We start from the raw sequence: 18,421 nt of genomic DNA on the forward strand, positions 1-18,421 counted from the left end.
CTTATGGATACGGGGGAGCTACAGAGCCTGATCGATGGCGGTCGCCGGGCAGAGGTCGACTGGCTGCCAGGGGATGCGCCGGTGCAGGATATCGCGCCGATTCTGGCAGCGCTGGCCAATAGCCAGGGCGGCACGTTGCTGCTGGGCCTTGATCCGGCTACCGGTGCGCTGACAGGCGTTGCTGATGCCGAAGCGACGATCGAACGCGTGTTGCAGGCGACGCTCGACATCACGCCGCCCCTGATCATCCCCTTGGCGGAAAAGGTAATTGCTGGCGAGCGTACCCTGGTCGCGGTGAACGTTCCGCGTGGCCTGCCCCATGTTTATGCATATGATGGCCGTTTTCTGGCCCGCCGGGAGGCCCGCAATGTCCCGCTGGATGCACGCGCCCTGCGGCAGATGCTCATTGAACGCGGCGATGTCAGCTTCGAGGAGATGGTGCCGCCGGGCGTGACGCAGGACGATCTGGACTGGGAGCAGGTGCGGGCGTATGTGGAAGGGCTGAAGAGCCTCAGCGGATTGTCTCCGGAGGAAGTTCTGCTCAAGCGGGGCTGTCTGGCCAGGGGTGAAGATGGCCGGTATCGCCCGACGAATGCCGGGATTCTGCTCTTTGGTCGGGCGCCTCAGGAGATCATCCGGGGATCGGAGATCACGGCGGCGCGTTTCGCCGGCGTTGAGATGAGCGATACTTTTATCCGGCAGGATATTGGCGGCACGTTGCCGGCCCAGCTTCGCCGTGCCCAGACTTTCCTGGCGGATCATCTACGCAAGCAGGTGCAGATGGGCGCGACAATGGCCCGTGACGAGCAGTATGAATACCCGCTGGAAGCGGCTCGTGAGGTGATTGTGAACGCGGTGGCCCACCGCGACTATAGCATCCGGGGGGATGGCGTGCGGCTGTACCTCTTTGCTGACCGCATGGAAGTCACCAGCCCCGGTGGCTTGCCCGGCCCGGTGACGGTAGAGAACATCGCCGAAGAGCGATTCTCCCGCAATCCCGTGCTGGTACAGGTGCTGGCGGATATGGGGTTTATCGAGCGTCTGGGGTACGGCATTGACCGGGTCATTGCCCTGATGAAGGCCCAGAATCTGCCGGCGCCGCTGTTTGAGGAAACCGCGGGTGGGGTGCGGGTGACCCTGCGCAACAGGGCAGTTGAGAAAGCGCCACCTGCTGCGCCGCGCCCCGGCTTCGGCGGGCAGTTCCGCGGCGAAGAAATCAACCCGCGCCAGGAATACGCCCTTGATTTTCTGATCAATCAGGGCCATCCCCGTATCACCAACAAGGATCTGCAGGAACTCTGTCCGGATGTTCATGCTGAGACGCTGCGCCGCGATTTCGCCGATCTGGTGAGCAAAGGCATTCTGGTTAAGATGGGCGAAAAACGCGGCTCCTACTACGTTCTGAAGAAATGAATACCTTTCGGTGATGTTTCACCCGATTCAAGCGAAAAGGTAAGGGCCATTGGAGTCACGACGACATACCCTGTCTGCTGAGTTTTGCCTGCGCCTGGCGCTGATCAGCCTGGCGGCGCTGTTTCTGGCGGCGTGTGCAGCGCCGACGCCCACGCCCACCCCAACGCCAACCGTAACGCCGACGCCGACGGTCACACCAAGCAACACGCCCACGGCGACGCTCACTCCTACCCCAACGCTGACGCTCACTACCACGCGCACACCGACGATCACACCCACGCCGAGCGATACACCATTGCCGACGGCCACGCCCTGGCCGACGCTGGCCTTCGCCGGGGATCACTGGACGATGAACGAAGTGCCGCAGCCGCTGGGCCAGGCGCTGACCGAACCGTGGGTGGCGTTTGTGAACATCAACGATCGGGATGGCGTCGGCGATCCGCGTACCCCGCAGCCGGAGACGAATGTCCAGACGCTTTACCTGGTGAATCCGCGCACTGGCCAGCGGGTGCCTGTCCTGAATCTGCCCTCCAGTACCGATGAGCGGGTCTACTGGGCGCCAACGGGCGAGCGAGTTGCCTATCTGCTGAGCACAACAGAAACCCCTGAACGCAATGGTCTGTACGTCTTCGATCTGACCATTGGCGTCAGTTCGCGGGTGTTGCAGTTAACTGACTTCAATCAGCGCGGGTTCTTTAATCCGCCGCGCTGGTCGCCGGATGGGACGCAGATCGCTCTGGCAGCCGCCAACGAATATGATGTGGACATCTACCTGATGAACGCCGATGGGACTGATCTACAGGTTGTCGCTCCCAGCGGCGGGTACGATCTGTGGCCGGCGTGGTCTCCGGATGGGCGCTACCTGGCGTTTGTCTCCGACCGGGCAGAGTGCCCCAGCTGGCAGCCCGGCGACGGCTGTTTTGAAGAGCGGCCAGGCGGCCCCACCGGCGGTCATCTGTATGTCGTTGAACTGGCTTCCGGGCAGGTGCGCCAGCTGGGGAATCAACTGGTCAGCGAGCCGCCGTACTGGATCAACACCGGGACAATTGGCTTTGTCACCGGTAATCCCGTGCGAGGTGACGACTTTCGCCTGCTATGGCAGGCCGATCTGGTCAGCGGCGAAGTCCGACAGATCAGCCTGCCGGGACGGGAAGGCGCCGGTTACTACCTGGCGGAAAGCTGGCGGGCGGATGGCGAGCGGGTGATCTTCCAGCGGGCGGCAGATGTGACCGACATCGCCGTCATGGATGCCAGCGGCCAGTTAATCGCCAGCACCGATCGGTACAACTTTGCTCGCTTTGCTCTGACTGCCAGCTGGTCGCCGAACGGTACACGGGTAGCCTTTGCTGGCCGGCGCGGCCAGTGCCCTTATGGCCTGGTTGTCATGACCGAGAACCTGGAGCCGATTTCCAGCACCAATCCCCCGCCGACCGTTTGTGATCCGGTCTTCTCGCCGGACGGCAACTGGATTGCTTACTCAGGCATCAACCCGCGTATTGACGGGCGGCTTGACCTGTATATCGCCAACGCTAACGGCTTCAGTTCGGTCAATCACTCCGCTGATCTGCGCGGGCAGATTCGTATTCTGGGCTGGGTTGGCGGGTCCGCAGCGCCCTAGCAGCCGGGGCGCCCCCTGGCGATTTGCTGCTGGCGGCGCCTGTGCGTTACACTCCCGGCGTTTTGCTGAAGGAGTCTGTGCTATGCGAATTCCGCGTCTGTTGACGGTGATTGTAGCCCTGGTGGCGCTGGCGATAACGCTCGTCCTGGGTGCGCTGGTGCTCAGGCCGCCGCTGCCCCTGATTGTTGCTGCAGGGTTTGATGACGTTCGCATCTCACCGAATGCTGATGGCGACAAAGACCTGACCACTTTTCGTTATACACTTGCCCGACCGGCCACCATCACGCTCGATTTCACGGATACGGCGGGTAACTGTTTTGTCTTCCGGGAACGCCAGGCGCGTATTGCTGGCGAGTACAGCGTGCTGTTTGGCGGCCTTGTGGATGGCTATGTGCTGCCGGGGGAGATGGTTCGGAGTGAGATTGAGACCCGGCTGATGCCTGATGGGCAGTATACCTGGACGTTGACCGCGACAGCGGAGAACGGCGAGGAGATGTCTGCCAGCGGAACCCTGACCATCGAGGGCGCTGATTCGCGCCTGCCGGATATTTCCGGGTTCTCGCTGTCGCCAGCGCGTTTTACCCCCAATCAGGATGGTCTGGACGACCGGGTGACGATCTACGTGTATGTGGAGAAAGACGCTACCCTGACCATGTATCTGGTGAATGCGGAAGGACAGCGCCAGTACATCACCGAGCGCAGCGAAGGACTGACTTTTGGCAAAGCCGGGATGCATGAATTCGACTATGATGGGGGCATCGACGCCGGGGAGGAACCGCCGCCGGATGGCGAGTATATCGTTGTTGTGGAGGCGGAGGACGCCGTCGGGCAACGTGTGCGGCGCACCGGCAGCCTGACGATCGCAGATAGCGGTACGCCGATCGGGGCAATCTACCCGCAACCAACCGGCACCACCGTATTCTATGACACGATGCCATACCGCGATGCTTATTACACCGATGCCGATGCGCCCGGCGAACTGATCCCGGTGCCGCAGGGCGTCGAATCGATCATCACGGAGAGCGAGGTGGTGCTGCAGGGGGATATGCTGGTGTTTCGTCTGACGGTAACCAATGATGGTTCGGTTGGTCTGCGGACCAGCGGACCGCCGCCAGGGACCGTCTACCAGCAGGATCAACGGGCCAGTGGTATTGGCTGGTATGACCAGTCTGGCGTCTGGCGGATCGGGTTGGAGTGCGACACAGTCAAGAGCAGCTACCCCTGGCGCTGGGCGATTGGTTCGCCAGAAGATCTGCAGGTGGTGGAAGAAGGCGGGGAGACCTACTACTACCTGCCGCCTGGCAAACAGGCTGTAGTCTGGGGCGGCGTGCGGCTGACCGAGATTCTGCCGCAGCGCAACCCACAGCCCTGCTGGATCGGGCTGATTCATGAGGATGTGGCGGTGGTTCAGTCGAATGTAGATCGTCGCTGGGTAGAGATTCAACCGGGGCCACAGCGTTAGGCCAGGCAGCCGGGTGGCTCTTCGGAGCGCCACGCCGGTTTGCCGGGTGCGGGGTTTGGCTGTACCATAACCTCCAGCGTATCGGTACTCACTGAAGGATCGAGTCCATGAAACGCCGCGCACCATCTTTGTGGGCAGGAATGCTGGTCGTTGCAGTGGTGGGTCTGTTGAGCGCCGCCTGTGGGGGTGGCACACCTACGCCTACGCCCCTCCCAACAGCGACAGCAACGCCGCGATCCACGCCGCTGCCAGAAGTGCCTACAGCGGTGCCGCTTGCTTCTGAGGAACGACCGCTTACTGTGCTGATGGTACCGCAGGGAGCGCGTCGGGAGGCGGTTCCGGCGGCAGATTCCCTGGAAGCCCTGATTGCGGAACTGACCGGTCTGCGGGTGGAAATTCAGCTTGCAGATAGTTACGGCCAGATTGTAGCTCAGCTCTGCAGCGCGACACCTGTTGCTGGCTGGCTGGACGGCTTTGCGCTGGTGGCGGCGGAAGCGGCGGGATGCGCGGACCCGGCGCTGCAGGTGGTGCGCAGCCGGCGTGCCGGTTTTCAGGTGGAAATGTTGCTGTCGGCTGAATTCGCTGGGGATGAGGTCAGCGCTGACGATCTGGCGCGTCTGGCCGGGAGACGGGTTTGCCGGGCCACAGACGAAGATGCCGCCTGGCTGGCAGCGGAGATGATTCTCCGTGCTGCGGGTATCAATCCGGTGAGCGACCTGGAAGCCATTGTCGATGTCGAGAACTATGACACTGTCGTGACCAGTCTCTACAATGGTGACTGCCAGGGCGGGGTGGTGCCTTCCGGTTACCTGCGCAGCGGGGCAGGCGAAGCTGTACGGGCGCTAGAAGGCCTGGCGGATCGCGTGGTGTCGGTGAGCGAGTCTCCGCTCATCCCGTACAATGTTCTGGTTTATCCGCCCACTGTGCCGTTGCACATCCGTATCCCGCTAAGCGACGTCTTTCTGCAAATCGCGGCGGATGCCAGCCGGGCGGATGCCCTGGCCGGTATCCTGCAGCAGGATAGTCTGGAGCGCGTGACGGCGGAAAGTTTCGCCGCCTTCCGGCGATTTACCCAGGCGTCAGGTCTGGATTTTGTGGCCCTGGGAGAGTGAGCGTGACGGTCGCTATCATCATTGTGACCTGGAACGTGCGCGATCTGGCTTTGGAAGCAGTGCGCACAGCCAGGGAAGACCTGGCGCGGAACGGCCCGGAAGGGCAGATCTGGGTGGTAGACAACGCCTCCACGGATGGCACCGTGGAGGCGATTCGTGCACGCTTCCCGGATGTGCAGGTGATTGCCAGCACAGAAAACCTGGGTTTTGCCGCCGGGAATAATCTGGCGCTGCGGATGCTGGGCTTCGGACAGACGGCTACTGCGGATCTGCCGGAGGCGGTATTCCTGTTGAATCCGGACACGCTGGTGCAAGATCGCGCCATTCGCACGCTCTATGAGGCGTTGTTTGCCGCGCCAACTCACGGTCTGGTTGGCGCGCGCCTGACTTATGGCGATGGCAGCTTCCAGCACAGTGCTTTCGCCTTCCCCGGCGTGCTGCAGACAGCCTTTGACCTGCTGCCATTGCCGCCGCGGTTATATAACACCCGGCTAAACGGTCGCTATCCGCGCCAACTGTACGAACGAGGGGAGCCGTTCCGGGTGGATTTTGTTCTGGGCGCGACGATGATGTTACGCTGTGAGGTGATTCAGCAGGTGGGGATGTTTGACGAGCAGTTCTTTATGTACTGTGAGGAAATCGACTGGGCCATGCGCATCCAGCGGGCGGGCTGGCAGGTGCTCTGTGTACCCGGGGCGCAGGTCATTCATCTGGAGGGGCGCAGCACCTCTCAGGTGCGACCGCAAAGCTACCTGAATCTGTGGCGCAGCCGCTTTCAACTGTACCGCAAGCACTATTCCCCCCTGAAGGTTGCGGCGATCCGGGCTGTGGTGCGGCTGGGGATGAGCCGCAGGCTACGCCAGCTGGCGCAGGACCGGGCGCTGGATGCAGCACAGCGTGTAGCGTTGGCTGAAGCGTACCGGGCAATAGCAGCACTATGACCACCCTGGCGGCGATCATCCTCTGCCACAATGAGCTGGATCATCTCCAGCCGTGCATCGAAACGGTGCGCTTTGCCGATGACGTGCTGGTGTTCGTGGACGCCAACAGTCCCGTCGCTGACGAGGTTGTTCGGGTGGCTGAGAACGCCGGGGCGCGGGCGATCCGCCGCCCGTTTGACGACTATGCCCGTCACCGCAATGCAGCGCTGGAGGCAGTGGAGAGCAACTGGGTACTCTTTGTTGATGTTGATGAGCGTGTTCCCCCGGAACTGGCCGCCGAGATCAGGGCGACTATTGAGACTGGCCAGGCCGATGGTTATGGCATCCCACGATTCAACTATATCTTTGGACGCCTGACCCGGCATACAGGCTGGTATCCGGATTACCAGACGCGCCTGTTGCGCCGCGGTCGAGCACGCTACGACCCGGCCCGACCGGTGCATGAGGTTGTCCTGCTGGATGGCCCGCGCGGCACGTTACAGCAGCCGCTGATTCATTACAATTACCGCGATCTGGCGCATTTCATCGCCAAACAGCGCCGCTACGCGGAGATAGACGCCGGCATCCTGTTTGAGGAAGGCCTGCGGCCTCGCCCACATAACTTCATCCTGCAGCCTCTGCGGCAGTTTCGCTGGCGCTTCTTTACGCTCCAGGGCTATCGCGATGGCCTGCATGGCCTGTGGTTGAGCCTGTTGATGGCCTGGTATGAGTGGTTGAAGTACCGCAAACTGGCCGCCCGCTGGCGCCAGATACGCTGAATGCGCTTGTTTTATCCTGCTCGCTCGATGATCTCCGCCAGGGCGTACAGGCTGCCGGCGACCACGCCATGACCTCCCAGCAGGACAGGGATGGGTGCTTCCCTGGCGGCGGCGGTAAAATCGCGCAACCAGCCATCTTTGATGCTATCGACCAGGAACAGATCGGAGGCAAAGCGGTCTGCGTCATCCGGCCAGTGGCTACAGGCCGCCATCAGGGGACGGCTGTCGATGATCGCTGCCTGGGTCATGCTGGCCAGCGTCTTGAAAAAGGTCTGCGGGCCTTGCAGGCGGATCAGTTCACCGATCAAGGAGCGGACTTCTCCACGAGCCAGTCTCCCGCTGGCAACCATGCCCCGTTCTTCCGCAAACACGCGGACCCAGCACTGGGTGGCCCGGTTGAGCGCCTGCCAGGCCTGCGGTGAAACACGCCCGATCAGGGTCAGGTGGCTCTCCGGCGTGGCGGCGATCCGGGCGATCTGCTGCACCGGCAGGGAGTCCAGCAGGGGGTGGCGCACCGCGGCTGCCAGATGGGGCTGGATGCCTGGATGCCGGGCGATGATAGCCAGATCGGCAGGCGTGTCCAGGTCCATCCCGGCAGCCGGTCGTTTCCTGGCGAGAACATGCACATCGTAAGTGCCGCTGTGGTTGAGCAGCCAGGCCAGGCTGTTGTCGCGCTCGGCCCGGCGGATGATTGGCAGCGCATCTTGAGCGCCGGTGAGCGCCAGCCAATCGCTGGAATGCAGGTTGTTGGTCAGGACGATTCGATCTGGCGTGTTCGCTGTGGCGGCGGGCGGGCGATCCAGCATCGCTATGATCTGACTCAGCACAGGCCCATCGAGCAGCGGGGTGCTCCCACCCCCGAAGTAGAGTACCCGGGACAGGGCGTGGCGCTGGATAACCTCGGCCAGGCGGCGCCCAAAGACGAAACCGCCGGGTGGATCGCGATCGACCGTGATAGTCAGCCCGGCGGGCAACCAGTCTGCGCATGGCGTGGCCAGGATGATGCGGTCGATGCCCTGACGCTGCAAAGCGCCGATCAGGTCGAGGGTGCAGGCGCGCTGGGCAGCAGCGACAAGCATCTCCTGGGGGGTGTGGCCGCCCCTTCCGATCATGATGACAGCGCCAATGATTTCCCCGGCCATAGTTCGTCTCCTCTGTGGCGCAGTAAACCGGGGACTGCCGCCGGCAATCCCCGGTTTGTTCAGGTCAAGGTTTTACTGCCGGGCAGGCATGAAGCTGCCGGTACGTTTTTTTCTCACGCCGGATATTCAGGGGATCCGGGGTTGCAGGATGCCATAGTTACCGTCTTCCCGCAGGTAGGCGACATTGATCTCATCTGTCTCCTGGTTGAGGAAGACAAAGAAATCGTGGCCCAGCAACTCCATCTGTTCGACCGCTTCCTCCTCCGTCATCGGGGTGACGTTGATCACCTTGTGGCGGACGATCACAGCTTTTTCGTCCTCGTCATAGTCGGCGCTGGTTTCGCCTGGCACTGGCTCGGCGGCGGCCAGTTCGGGTTCAAGCTCTGCGAAGCGTTCCCCGCTCCGGCGGCGGCGCTTGCCCTTGTATGTGCGGATGCGCCGGTACATCTTGTCAAGCGCCACGTCAACAGCCGCGAACAGGTCGGCCTGACTCTTGTCTTCTACGCGCAGGATAGTGCCACGCCGGTCGCGCACGGTAAGCTGGGCAACGGCCCGTTCCCCTCCTTTTTTCTGGCGTTCGGCAGTCAGATCAACCCGCGCATCAATGATGTTGGGCAAATAGCGATCCAACTTGCTGACTTTTTTCTCGACGTGCTCGCGCAGACGTGGGCTGATCTCCACATTCCTCGCTGTGATCTGGACCTCCATGGTTTGCTCCTTTCGCGGAAACGTCGAAGAACCTCACTGAACATCTGGCGCGATTTCAGCCGCCGGCAAAGCCGGCTCGCCCAACAACGACGGCGCGAACAGCACTTGCCCCCTGTTCGGCCAGGCATACTGCGCATTCATGCAGGGTAGCGCCGGTAGTATACACATCATCTACCAGCAGGAAGCTGGCTCCCTGAACCCGATCGGGATGTTCCACTGAAAAAGCGTCCCGGACATTGACCTGCCGGTCATGGTAGCCAAGGCCCACCTGGCTGGCCGTCTGCCGCACGCGGCGGAGCAGGTGTTCGTCGTAAGGCCAGTTCAGTTCACAGGCGATGGCCCGGCCCAACAGCGCCGCCTGGTTAAAGCCGCGCTGTTGCAGTCGGCTGGGGTGAAGCGGGACAGGCACGATGATGGCCTGCGGCCAGCCGTCCCAGCGAATAAGCTCCGCCAGTAGCTCGCCCAGAAGATCTGCCAGAGCCGTGATATGGTCGTACTTCAGCGCGTGGACCGCCGCCTGAACGACTCCATCAAAAGCGCCCAGCGCGCCTACCGCCAGTAAAGGGGGCAGCGGGTCCTGCTGGATAATCGGCTCGCGGGTCAGGGTTGCCTGGCATTCGGGGCACATCTGGGTTCCCACCCGACCGCAACCCACACACGCTGGCGGGAAGACCAGGTCGAGCGCCGGAAGGAGGATATGCTGTTTGAGGAGCATCCACCCGTTGGTGAAGGCGGATACTCCCTGGTGGGTCTGTGCTGCACCAGGCTGTTGCACAGCGCAGTCCAGTCTATGGAGAGCTAGAACGGGATATTGGTTTCCAGCAGGATAATCAGCGATGGCCCAAGCAGGACGATCCAGATCGAAGGGAAGATCAACAGAACCAGCGGGAACATCATCTTCACCGGCGCCTGCTGCGCCTTTTCCTGAGCGCGCTGGCGGCGCTTGACACGCATCTGGTCGGATTGCACACGCAGAATGCGGGCCATGCTCACACCCAGTTGCTCAGCCTGGACAATGGCGGCTACAAAACTGGTCACGTCGGGGACATCCATACTGTTAGCCATGTCGCGCAGGGCTTCGCGCCGGAGCTTACCCAGGCCAATTTCCTGCAGCACGCGCCCGAAGGCTCTTGCCAGCGGGTCATCCCACTTTTCGTAAACCTTCGCCATTGCCGAGTCAAAGCCCAGGCCGGCTTCCACACAGATGGTCAGGAGGTCCAGGGCGTCCGGGAGTTTTCTGGTGATCATCTCCTGGCGGCGGCTGATCTGGCCTTTGAGCCAGAGCGCAGGCAGGAAGTACCCAACCAGTGCGCCACCGATCACATACAGCAGCTGGTTAGGCTGTGGCGCGGCAATGACAAAGACCACGACCGCAAGTGCCGTAAAGAGAATGGTCGCTACCAGGCGCAGGCCCAGGTAGGAAGCGGCATCCAGATTGTTGGGGTAACCGGCAAGCTCTAGCTGGCGCCGCGCGTCGTTGATCTGGCGGTCTGGCGTGAACCGTACGATGAGGTCTGCAAGTTTCCGGAATACGGGCCGCAGGATGCGATCCTGAAAAGGCAGCGAAAGCTCAATTTCCTCCAGGGATTGTGGCAACGTGCGATCGCCGATTTCAGCCAGCCGATCCTGCAACGGATCGGAATCATCTTCGCGCATGCCGTAGTAGATCAGACCGCCGACGATGAACAGGCCCAGCAGGATCAGCGCCCCGATGCCAATTAGCTGCTCCATAAGCCTTGCTCCCCTGTCTGTGTCCCGCTGTTGCTCACAGGTTTTCCACGAAACCGCTACGGAATGGCGGGGCAAGGAGCCTGGAGGGGCCCCTTGCCTGTGTGCAAGCATACTCAGTACTGAATGTCCACAATGCGCTGGATGGCGGCGGTGCCCATCCCGATCAGGCCGAGACCAATGCCGATCAGCGGCCAACCGCACATCCGGTTCTCAAAGAGACCACCCATGTAATTCGGATTGATCACCATCAGGAAGAGCGACAGTACGATCGGCAGGCCGCTGATGAACCAGCCCGTATAGCGCCCCTGGGACGTCAGGACGCGAATCTCGCCTTTGAGCTTGATGCGCTCGCGGATGGTGTGACCGATGACATCCAGGATTTCCGCCAGGTTGCCACCTACTTCACGCTGAATATTGACCGCCGTGACAATCAGGTCAAGGTCTTCGCTGTCCAACCGCTTGAGCATGTGATCCAGCGCATCCTCCATCGAGATGCCCAGCTGGACTTCCTGTACCACACGCCGGAATTCGGTCGCGGTTGGCTCTGGCGATTCCTTGGCAATGGCTTCCATGGCCTGGAGGACGCTGTAGCCGGAACGCAGACCGTTTACCCACAGGCCGATGGTATCTGGCAGTTGTTCCTCAAAGCGGATCAGGCGTGAGCGTTGCTTGCGGGCAACGTAAATGCGCGGAGCGAAGAAGCCAACCACACCGCCGACAATCCCAAGCACCAGCCCCCACAACAGGGTCGCTACAGCAAAGAAGGCGATGGTGGAGATAATGTGGATGGCCAGGTACTCGGCGACCGTGATCTTGAGATCCGCCTTGGAAAGGGCGATTCGCCAGTTCTTGCCAAACTCACGCTGAGTCAGCAGGCGGTCGATGGCGCGGGTGAGCTGGCTGGGTTCTTCAACGGCCGGTTTAGCTTCCGCAGCAGCCGCAGTTTCTTCCAGACCTTCGGTGAAGCGCTTCATGCGCGCGTCAAGCTCAGCCTGGCGCTGGGCGCGGATGCTGAAAACCGCTGCGATCAGGATGACGATTGCCAGTCCACCGGCAATGGCCGCAATGAGCAAAGGATTGTCAAACATGGCTTTGCTTTCCTAGTCACCTGTTTGCTGGCAGGCCACTACCCAACAGGCCACGATGTCAGTTTGACTCATTATAGCACAGGCCTGGGCAGGTTCTGGAGTGCCCTGGCGAGACAGGCCTGGCTCCTAGTAACGCTGGCCGACGCCAAACACCGAAGGCGGCAGGTGAATCCCGACGGCTTCGATGCGGTCGATGAACTTCGGGCGCAGACCGGTCGGGCGAATACGACCGATGATCTTGCCAGCTTCGATGCCGGTCTGCTCAAACTCAAAGATGTCCGACATCACGATCACGTCGCCTTCCATCCCCTGGATTTCGGTGATCTTGACGATCTTGCGGCTACCGTCGCGCACGCGTTCCTCATGGCAGATCAGGTTGACCGCAGAGGCGATCTGCTCGCGGATAGCGCGCACCGGCAAATCCATGCCAGCCATCAGGCACATCACCTCCAGACGGGCCAGCGTATCACGCGGGCTATTGGAGTGCAGGGTAGTCAGCGAACCGTCATGGCCGGTGTTCATGGCCTGCAGCATGTCCAGGGCTTCGCCAGAACGGCACTCCCCGACGATGATCCGGTCAGGCCGCATACGCAGGCTATTCACCACCAGGTCCCGGATGGTGATCTCGCCCTTGCCTTCGATATTGGGCGGGCGGCTTTCCAGCGTGACGACGTGGTCCTGGCGCAACTGTAGTTCAGCGGCATTCTCTATCGTGATGATCCGTTCGTCGTTGGGAATGAAGCCGGAGAGCACATTGAGCAGGGTGGTCTTGCCGGAGCCAGTACCCCCGCTGACGATGATGTTCAGACGAGCGATGACACAGGCACGCAGGAAGTCGATAATCTGCTGGGTGACCGTCCCAAAGCGGATCAGGTCATCAACCGTCAGCGGCTGCTTGGCAAACTTTCGGATGGTGATGGTCGGGCCGATGAGCGAGATGGGACGGATCACGGCGTTGACGCGGGAGCCATCCATCAGACGGGCGTCAACGTACGGCTGGCTTTCATCAATACGACGGCCAAGCGGCGCGACAATCCGTTCCAGGATGCGCAGGACATGCTCTTCGCTCTCAAAGGTCGCGTTGGTGTGGTAGATCTTGCCTTCGCGTTCGATGTAGATGTTCTTGGGGCCGTTGACCATGATCTCGGTGATGGTCTCGTCTGCCAGCAATGGCTCCAGTGGCCCAAGCCCCAGGATTTCGGCTTTGATCTGGTCAAAGAGCCGCTGGCGTTCAGCCCGGCTGAGAACGATATTTTCCTCCGCCAGGATGGTCTGGAACAATTCCTCCATGGTGGCGTGGATTTCCCCCTGGCGAGTCATGTCCATGGACGGGTCGAGTTCCGCGAGCAGCTTGTTTTGGACCCTGGTCTTGATGTCCATGTAACTCTCGCGGACCGCCGCAGCACCGGTTGGGGCCGGGCGCTGGCGGACGCGGAGTTGAGCAGCCAGCCGCGACTGTTCGTCTGTGGTTCCTCCGCCCTCACTTCCGGCGCCTTTGCCGCCGGTTCCGCCACTCTGACTACTCTTTTCAATTCGACGTAACAGAGACACCTTGCCCTCCCATTGTGCCTAACTACCCAAATTGTACCGGGTTGACTTTGGCGTTAATGACGGCGAAAGAGGCTGAAGCCGCTTGACTGCTTAGCTTGCACTGTATCCTGTTCGACTTCGTTCTTGCCAAGCAGATTCAGGCGCACCGCTTCGGCCAGTTCCAGCAACTCCTTGATTGGCGAGCGATCGCGCTCCTTGCTGATAGCAATCACCGGGACGCCGCGGTTGATGGCGTGCAAGACAATCCGTTCCTCCTGGGGGATTTCCGCCAGGGCTTTCATCTTCAGGTTTTTCTCGATCAGTTCAGTGTCGATGGTAACGCGGCTGCTACGCCCACGATCCCGCTGCACCTGGTTGACTACCAGCAGCAGTTTTTCCGGCGGGAAGTTGAGTTCATCAAACAGGCGCAGGATAGCGCGTACGCTGCGAACACCGGTCAGGGTAGGGGGGCAGACGAGCAGGATGCGAGCCGCCAGGTCAAACAGTTCGGCATTGATCTCGTCGACTGCGGAACCGGTGTCGACAATGATAAAGTCGTAGGAATCAGCGATCTTGGCGATGACCTGCCTGACGGCTTCTCCCTGGGGGGGATGCGCCAGCGCACCCGGGTCAGGTTCCGGAGCAAGCAGTACGCGCAGACCGCTGTCATGGGTGACCAGCACATGCTCGACCAGTTCCATATCCATATCCTCCACGCTGTCGCACAGATCAGCGATAGTCGTGGGGGATTTCAGATTCAGGAAGACGCCGACATCGCCAAAATGTGCTTTGGCGTCCACGATCAGAACCTTGGTGTCTTCCCGCATCAACCCTGCCGCCAGATTGGTGGCGATCATCGTGCAACCGGCGCCGCCTTTGGGGCTGTAGACGACCACGATATAGCCAAGACGCTTATCGCCAACCCGCAGGCCCTTGCCCGCCGTAGCGACGCGTTCACCCCCTACGGCGGGCATGACCGGCAGCGTGGCAATCATCGTCTTCTTGCGCTGGTAGACACTGCGCAGTGTGCTGTAAAGCTCATCTCCCGAAACGGGCTTGGTCAGGAAGTACTGGGCTCCGGCCAGCATGGCCTTACGAAGGTAGTCCGACTCGCTTTGGACGGAGAGCATCACCACAGCGGCGGTAGGCACCGCTGTGGCGATCTTCTCTGTGGCTGAGATACCGTCCATATCGGGCATGTTGATGTCCATCAGGATGATGTTGGGCTGAGTTTCCTGGGCCAGTTCCAGCGCCTCAAGCCCTGTGCCGGCGGTGCCAACCACCTCGATGTCCGGCTCGAACATCAACAGCTTCTTGATTTGCTCGCGGGTCTCAGCGTTATCGTCCACGATGAGCACGCGGATTTTCGCTTCAGGGCCACTGCCAGTCATAGCTTATATCCTGTACATCCCGTCCGGTTACGAACTGCTCAGGCCATGGTTGTTACTCGGTTGTCGATGTGGTTGTGGTGGTATCCTCCCGCAGACGGATTTCCTGGAAAGCGATCAGCTGGCGGATGCTGCGCAGGGCCGGCTCCAGGGCGTAGGGCAGGCGGTTAGGCGCGCTGATGTTGTAGTTGCTCATGATGTACTCCAGCGAAACCGCCTGGGTGGGCACCTGGGAGATATCGGTTGCCGACCGGAGAGCCAGGGTGATCGGGATACGGGAATCGATCGCCCACACCAGCACAACGGCATCCTGTGGCGAAACGGCCAGGGTGATGATATCCGGCGGCGGCTTGGGGGTGGGGACTGAAGGCGGACGTTCAGCGGCCTGCGCTTCAGCGCCTTCCGCCGGCACGGCGGTCGGGGTGGGCAGCGGGGTGGGGGTAGCGCCGATGTAGTTGCCTTCGATGGGGAAGTCCCCGACACGTAGCACCCAGGCGCTCTGGATCGTGCGCTGGGTGACCAGGCGCGGACGCTGCTGTTCGGACGGGCTGACAATAACCGGCGCACCGCCGATGCCGACATCAAGGCGGCCAGGCACGCCCTGCCCGATAGCGATATTGCCCGCTTCATCGAAGGTTACCAGGAAGTTGTTGTTGGGGAACAACGACTGGAACTCTTCGTCGACATCCACGAACAGCATTGACAGAATGACGTCCACATAATCGCCTTCGCGGATGGCATAGGCCACGCCGGTCAGGCGGTCCATCGGGACGGAGACGGCGACCAGACCCGGCGGCATGATGGCGGCGGCGTCAGACCCCACCCGGCCACGCTCCGCCAGTTCGCGCAGGTTATCCACCAGCATGGTCGAGAGCACAGGCGATTCGCGTGGAATATCGGTGCGGGCGATCTTGCCGATCACGTCATCCAGACTCTGCAGGGCGTTGAACGGGGCGGCTTCCGCCGGCCAGCGCCGGAGTTCCACAGCGTTTTCTGCCGGGATACGGATACCGCGCGGGAGTTCCTGGACGGCAATGACAATTTCGACGAAGGGGATTGGCGTGGCTGTCGGGATAACTTCTACCTGGCGCTCAGCCTCGCCTGCGCTCGGCGTGGTAGGAACCCCGGAAAAGCGAGGGAGCAACAGCACGACGGCGACCACGCCCAGGAGGATGATCAGAACTAACAGAAGTAATAAGCGGCCACGTCCGCGCATAGGACCCTCCACTCCTGATAGGTACTGCACTTAGTGTATTCGTTCAGAAGTAAATGTCAAACGGGCTGATAGTCCTACTGATCCCCGGCAATGCCGGCAATCAGCCCTGTTTTCGAACACGTAATGGAGTGGATTCCCGGTGTGGCCAACCAACCCAGATTATGAGGCCGGGAGCACCGGATTACCGGCGGGAATGCGGACGGTGATCTTGCTGCCGCGGCCTTCTTCGCTTTCAAGGCGCATGGCCCCCCCGATCAACTCTACCCGCTCCCGCAGGGTCTTCAGGCTGGCTGCCTTGCTTTCTGGCACAGTAGTGTCTTCGCCGCTCAGGACGGTATCCGGGTTGAAGCCCTGGCCGTTATCCTCGACGATGGCGGAAACAAAGTCCATGCCCATATCCAGCGTGATAGTCACCTGGGTGGCATGGGAATGCTCGCGGGCATTGGACAAAAGCTCCTGGATGGAGCGGAACAGGATGACTTCGCGGTGTTGCTCTAGGCGGCGTTCATCGCCCAGAATATGCAAGGTGGTGCGGATGCCGCTCTTTTCGTTGTAGTTGTCGACATAGCGGCGGAGGGTCGGGATCAGGCCCAGGTCATCCAGCATCATCGGGCGCAGATCGAAGATAAACTCGCGGACCTTCTGAAAGGTACTGCTGGCGACTGCCTTGAGGTTATTCAATTCTTCCGCCGCCCGGTCAGGATCGCGGTCAAAAAGGCGCTGGCAGATTTCGGCCTGCAGGATGAAATTGGTCAGGGATTGTGCCGGGCCATCGTGCATTTGTCGGGCCAGACGCTTGCGCTCGTTTTCCTGCGCCTCAATGATGCGGATGATGTTCACCGCAGCCGGTGACATTTCAACGGCGGCGGTGTTGCTCTGAAAGGCTGAAGGGGCCAGACCTTCGACTTCCGCCAGTACCCTGGAGACGATGTCCGCCATCTGGCGGTACTGGTTCTGGTCGCTCTGCAGCTTTTCCAGGTTGCCCCGCATGGTCAACAGACGACTGCGTGTATCGATCGCTTCGGTGTAGGCGACGCGGATATCCGGGCGCGGCACGCTATCGAAATTGGCTTCGATCTGGTGCAGCCGGTTGGTGACCATGGCATTCTTTTGCTGCAAACGCTCGACTTCGTTGTGTGTTTGCTGAATGAGCGCGTCCAGCTCTTTGAGCTGGTTGTTGATGCGGTTGAATTCATCATGCAGCGTTGACAGCAGTTGTTCACGGGGAGATTCAGAAGTCAGTTCAGACATGGCCCTCTTCCGCCCACAGCGCCTGCAGAGCAGACTCGCTCAATCGTCAGTTTCGGACAAGGTGTCCTGCATACGCACCCAGCCGCGGCGCAGCGCATACACTGCTGCCTGAGTACGATCTTCAACGTCCAGCTTCTTGAGGATGGCGGTCATGTGGTTCTTGACCGTCTGATGGCTGATACCCAGCGCCAGCGCGATCTGCTTGTTGCTCATGCCCCGCGTGACAAACTGCAGAATCTCCATTTCGCGCGGGCTGAGCGGCACAAAATGCTCGCCGGGGTCAACTATGTACGGGCCGGTCGCGGCTTCAACGCCGGCGTCCAGCCAGGCGCGCAGGTTGGGTTCATCGAAGAGCTGGTCGCCGATGACGTAGAATCCCTGGACGACCTGCCGGACAACTTCCACCAGGCGGGCAGGCTCCACATCTTTTGAGTAGTAAGCTGACGCCCCGGCACGCATCGCGTGGAGCACCTGCTCCTGATCGTGGTACGCGGTCAGCATGATGACGGCGCAATTGATCCGCTCGGCCTTGAGCTGGCGGGTGACCTGCAGACCATTCATAGAAGGGATGTTGATGTCAATGACCAGCACGTTAGGCTTCAGCTGGCGCACCAACTGGAGCGCCTTTTCGCCGTCTGCTTTTTCGCCAATAACCTCAATATCATCTTCCAGCGAAAATACTTTGGACAGCCCTTCACGGAAAAGGGGGTGGTCGTCAACAATCAGTACCGTGATTCTGTCCAGGTCGTCTTCCGGATTCTGCATCGCCATCGGATCTTCCTCAAGGAGGCTGCGCGGGTGTCGGGCACCCTTACCTGGTGCAGTATACCACAGACCGCCGTGGTGCCGGGCTTTATATCCTGTTGTGGTAGCAGGGACTGCCAGTTCAATCATACATCACCTTCGCAGCCCCTTACAAACATTTAGCGGGGGGTGTCAGGGCAATCGCATCAAAAGTGCTGATAGGGAATAATAGGATGCCTCTAACCAGGAGGCACTATGTCAGACGAAAACCCGATCAGCTTACTCATCAGTTTTCGGGACCTGCCCGATCCACGGGTGG

General features: G+C 60.8%; 16 protein-coding genes. 6 read left to right on the forward strand and 10 right to left on the reverse strand.

Features of this window, described 5'->3' with window-relative positions; genetic code table 11:
* Window positions 1-3: 3 nt before the first annotated feature.
* The 6 genes from HPY64_13750 (at window position 4) to HPY64_13775 (ending at window position 7,304) form a co-directional block, all read left to right on the forward strand.
* Entirely contained in the window at window positions 4-1,413 is a 1,410-nt protein-coding gene (locus tag HPY64_13750) for a transcriptional regulator (GenBank protein NPV68199.1), read from the forward strand.
* Between the two features lie 49 nt (window positions 1,414-1,462).
* Window positions 1,463-3,031, forward strand: coding sequence for a hypothetical protein (locus tag HPY64_13755; protein NPV68200.1), 1,569 nt, complete (start codon window positions 1,463-1,465; stop codon window positions 3,029-3,031).
* An 82-nt stretch (window positions 3,032-3,113) separates the two neighbouring features.
* Window positions 3,114-4,493, forward strand: coding sequence for a hypothetical protein (locus HPY64_13760; protein NPV68201.1), 1,380 nt, complete (start codon window positions 3,114-3,116; stop codon window positions 4,491-4,493).
* A 107-nt stretch (window positions 4,494-4,600) separates the two neighbouring features.
* Entirely contained in the window at window positions 4,601-5,605 is a 1,005-nt protein-coding gene (locus HPY64_13765) for a PhnD/SsuA/transferrin family substrate-binding protein (GenBank protein NPV68202.1), read from the forward strand.
* 2 nt (window positions 5,606-5,607) lie between these two features.
* On the forward strand, window positions 5,608-6,546 hold the full coding sequence (locus HPY64_13770; protein ID NPV68203.1) for a glycosyltransferase family 2 protein: 939 nt from the start codon (window positions 5,608-5,610) through the stop codon (window positions 6,544-6,546).
* The gene (locus HPY64_13775; protein ID NPV68204.1) at window positions 6,543-7,304 is read left to right on the forward strand and encodes a glycosyltransferase family 2 protein; all 762 of its coding nucleotides are present in this window, start codon (window positions 6,543-6,545) and stop codon (window positions 7,302-7,304) included. The genes HPY64_13770 and HPY64_13775 overlap by 4 nt, the downstream gene beginning before the upstream one ends.
* Window positions 7,305-7,315: 11 nt before the next feature.
* Here the strand turns inward: HPY64_13775 and HPY64_13780 are convergent, their stop codons facing one another.
* The 10 genes from HPY64_13780 to HPY64_13825 all read right to left on the reverse strand — a co-directional run bounded on the left by HPY64_13780 (window position 7,316) and on the right by HPY64_13825 (window position 18,129).
* The gene (locus tag HPY64_13780; protein ID NPV68205.1) at window positions 7,316-8,446 is read right to left on the reverse strand and encodes a hypothetical protein; all 1,131 of its coding nucleotides are present in this window, start codon (window positions 8,444-8,446) and stop codon (window positions 7,316-7,318) included.
* A 126-nt stretch (window positions 8,447-8,572) separates the two neighbouring features.
* The gene (gene raiA / locus HPY64_13785; GenBank protein ID NPV68206.1) at window positions 8,573-9,154 is read right to left on the reverse strand and encodes a ribosome-associated translation inhibitor RaiA; all 582 of its coding nucleotides are present in this window, start codon (window positions 9,152-9,154) and stop codon (window positions 8,573-8,575) included.
* 55 nt (window positions 9,155-9,209) lie between these two features.
* Window positions 9,210-9,929 (reverse strand): ComF family protein, encoded by a 720-nt coding sequence (locus HPY64_13790; protein ID NPV68207.1) that lies wholly within the window; start codon window positions 9,927-9,929, stop codon window positions 9,210-9,212.
* 23 nt (window positions 9,930-9,952) lie between these two features.
* On the reverse strand, window positions 9,953-10,885 hold the full coding sequence (locus HPY64_13795; GenBank protein ID NPV68208.1) for a type II secretion system F family protein: 933 nt from the start codon (window positions 10,883-10,885) through the stop codon (window positions 9,953-9,955).
* Window positions 10,886-10,998: 113 nt separating this feature from the next.
* On the reverse strand, window positions 10,999-11,973 hold the full coding sequence (locus HPY64_13800; protein NPV68209.1) for a secretion system protein: 975 nt from the start codon (window positions 11,971-11,973) through the stop codon (window positions 10,999-11,001).
* A gap of 126 nt (window positions 11,974-12,099) precedes the next feature.
* Window positions 12,100-13,353: a CpaF family protein gene (locus tag HPY64_13805; GenBank protein NPV68210.1), complete on the reverse strand. Its 1,254-nt coding sequence runs from the start codon at window positions 13,351-13,353 to the stop codon at window positions 12,100-12,102.
* A gap of 224 nt (window positions 13,354-13,577) precedes the next feature.
* The gene (locus HPY64_13810) at window positions 13,578-14,894 is read right to left on the reverse strand and encodes a response regulator (GenBank protein ID NPV68211.1); all 1,317 of its coding nucleotides are present in this window, start codon (window positions 14,892-14,894) and stop codon (window positions 13,578-13,580) included.
* 52 nt (window positions 14,895-14,946) lie between these two features.
* Window positions 14,947-16,107: a Flp pilus assembly protein CpaB gene (gene cpaB, locus HPY64_13815; protein ID NPV68212.1), complete on the reverse strand. Its 1,161-nt coding sequence runs from the start codon at window positions 16,105-16,107 to the stop codon at window positions 14,947-14,949.
* A gap of 159 nt (window positions 16,108-16,266) precedes the next feature.
* On the reverse strand, window positions 16,267-17,358 hold the full coding sequence (locus tag HPY64_13820; protein NPV68213.1) for a sensor histidine kinase: 1,092 nt from the start codon (window positions 17,356-17,358) through the stop codon (window positions 16,267-16,269).
* 39 nt (window positions 17,359-17,397) lie between these two features.
* Window positions 17,398-18,129, reverse strand: coding sequence for a response regulator transcription factor (locus HPY64_13825; protein NPV68214.1), 732 nt, complete (start codon window positions 18,127-18,129; stop codon window positions 17,398-17,400).
* Between the last annotated feature and the right edge of the window lie 292 nt (window positions 18,130-18,421).

The sequence above is a fragment of the Anaerolineae bacterium genome (assembly GCA_013178165.1).
Lineage (GTDB): Bacteria > Chloroflexota > Anaerolineae > Aggregatilineales > Ch27 > Ch27.

What these genes read in the sequence shown, in the direction of transcription:
- HPY64_13750 (NPV68199.1), top strand. Translation starts at nt 4, where the DNA reads ATGGATACGGGGGAGCTACAGAGCCTGATCGATGGCGGTCGCCGGGCA.
- HPY64_13805 (NPV68210.1), bottom strand. Translation starts at nt 13,353, where the DNA reads ATGGACATCAAGACCAGGGTCCAAAACAAGCTGCTCGCGGAACTCGAC.
- raiA (NPV68206.1), bottom strand. Translation starts at nt 9,154, where the DNA reads ATGGAGGTCCAGATCACAGCGAGGAATGTGGAGATCAGCCCACGTCTG.
- cpaB (NPV68212.1), bottom strand. Translation starts at nt 16,107, where the DNA reads ATGCGCGGACGTGGCCGCTTATTACTTCTGTTAGTTCTGATCATCCTC.
- HPY64_13810 (NPV68211.1), bottom strand. Translation starts at nt 14,894, where the DNA reads ATGACTGGCAGTGGCCCTGAAGCGAAAATCCGCGTGCTCATCGTGGAC.
- HPY64_13820 (NPV68213.1), bottom strand. Translation starts at nt 17,358, where the DNA reads ATGTCTGAACTGACTTCTGAATCTCCCCGTGAACAACTGCTGTCAACG.
- HPY64_13765 (NPV68202.1), top strand. Translation starts at nt 4,601, where the DNA reads ATGAAACGCCGCGCACCATCTTTGTGGGCAGGAATGCTGGTCGTTGCA.
- HPY64_13800 (NPV68209.1), bottom strand. Translation starts at nt 11,973, where the DNA reads ATGTTTGACAATCCTTTGCTCATTGCGGCCATTGCCGGTGGACTGGCA.
- HPY64_13760 (NPV68201.1), top strand. Translation starts at nt 3,114, where the DNA reads ATGCGAATTCCGCGTCTGTTGACGGTGATTGTAGCCCTGGTGGCGCTG.
- HPY64_13775 (NPV68204.1), top strand. Translation starts at nt 6,543, where the DNA reads ATGACCACCCTGGCGGCGATCATCCTCTGCCACAATGAGCTGGATCAT.
- HPY64_13780 (NPV68205.1), bottom strand. Translation starts at nt 8,446, where the DNA reads ATGGCCGGGGAAATCATTGGCGCTGTCATCATGATCGGAAGGGGCGGC.
- HPY64_13795 (NPV68208.1), bottom strand. Translation starts at nt 10,885, where the DNA reads ATGGAGCAGCTAATTGGCATCGGGGCGCTGATCCTGCTGGGCCTGTTC.
- HPY64_13825 (NPV68214.1), bottom strand. Translation starts at nt 18,129, where the DNA reads ATGGCGATGCAGAATCCGGAAGACGACCTGGACAGAATCACGGTACTG.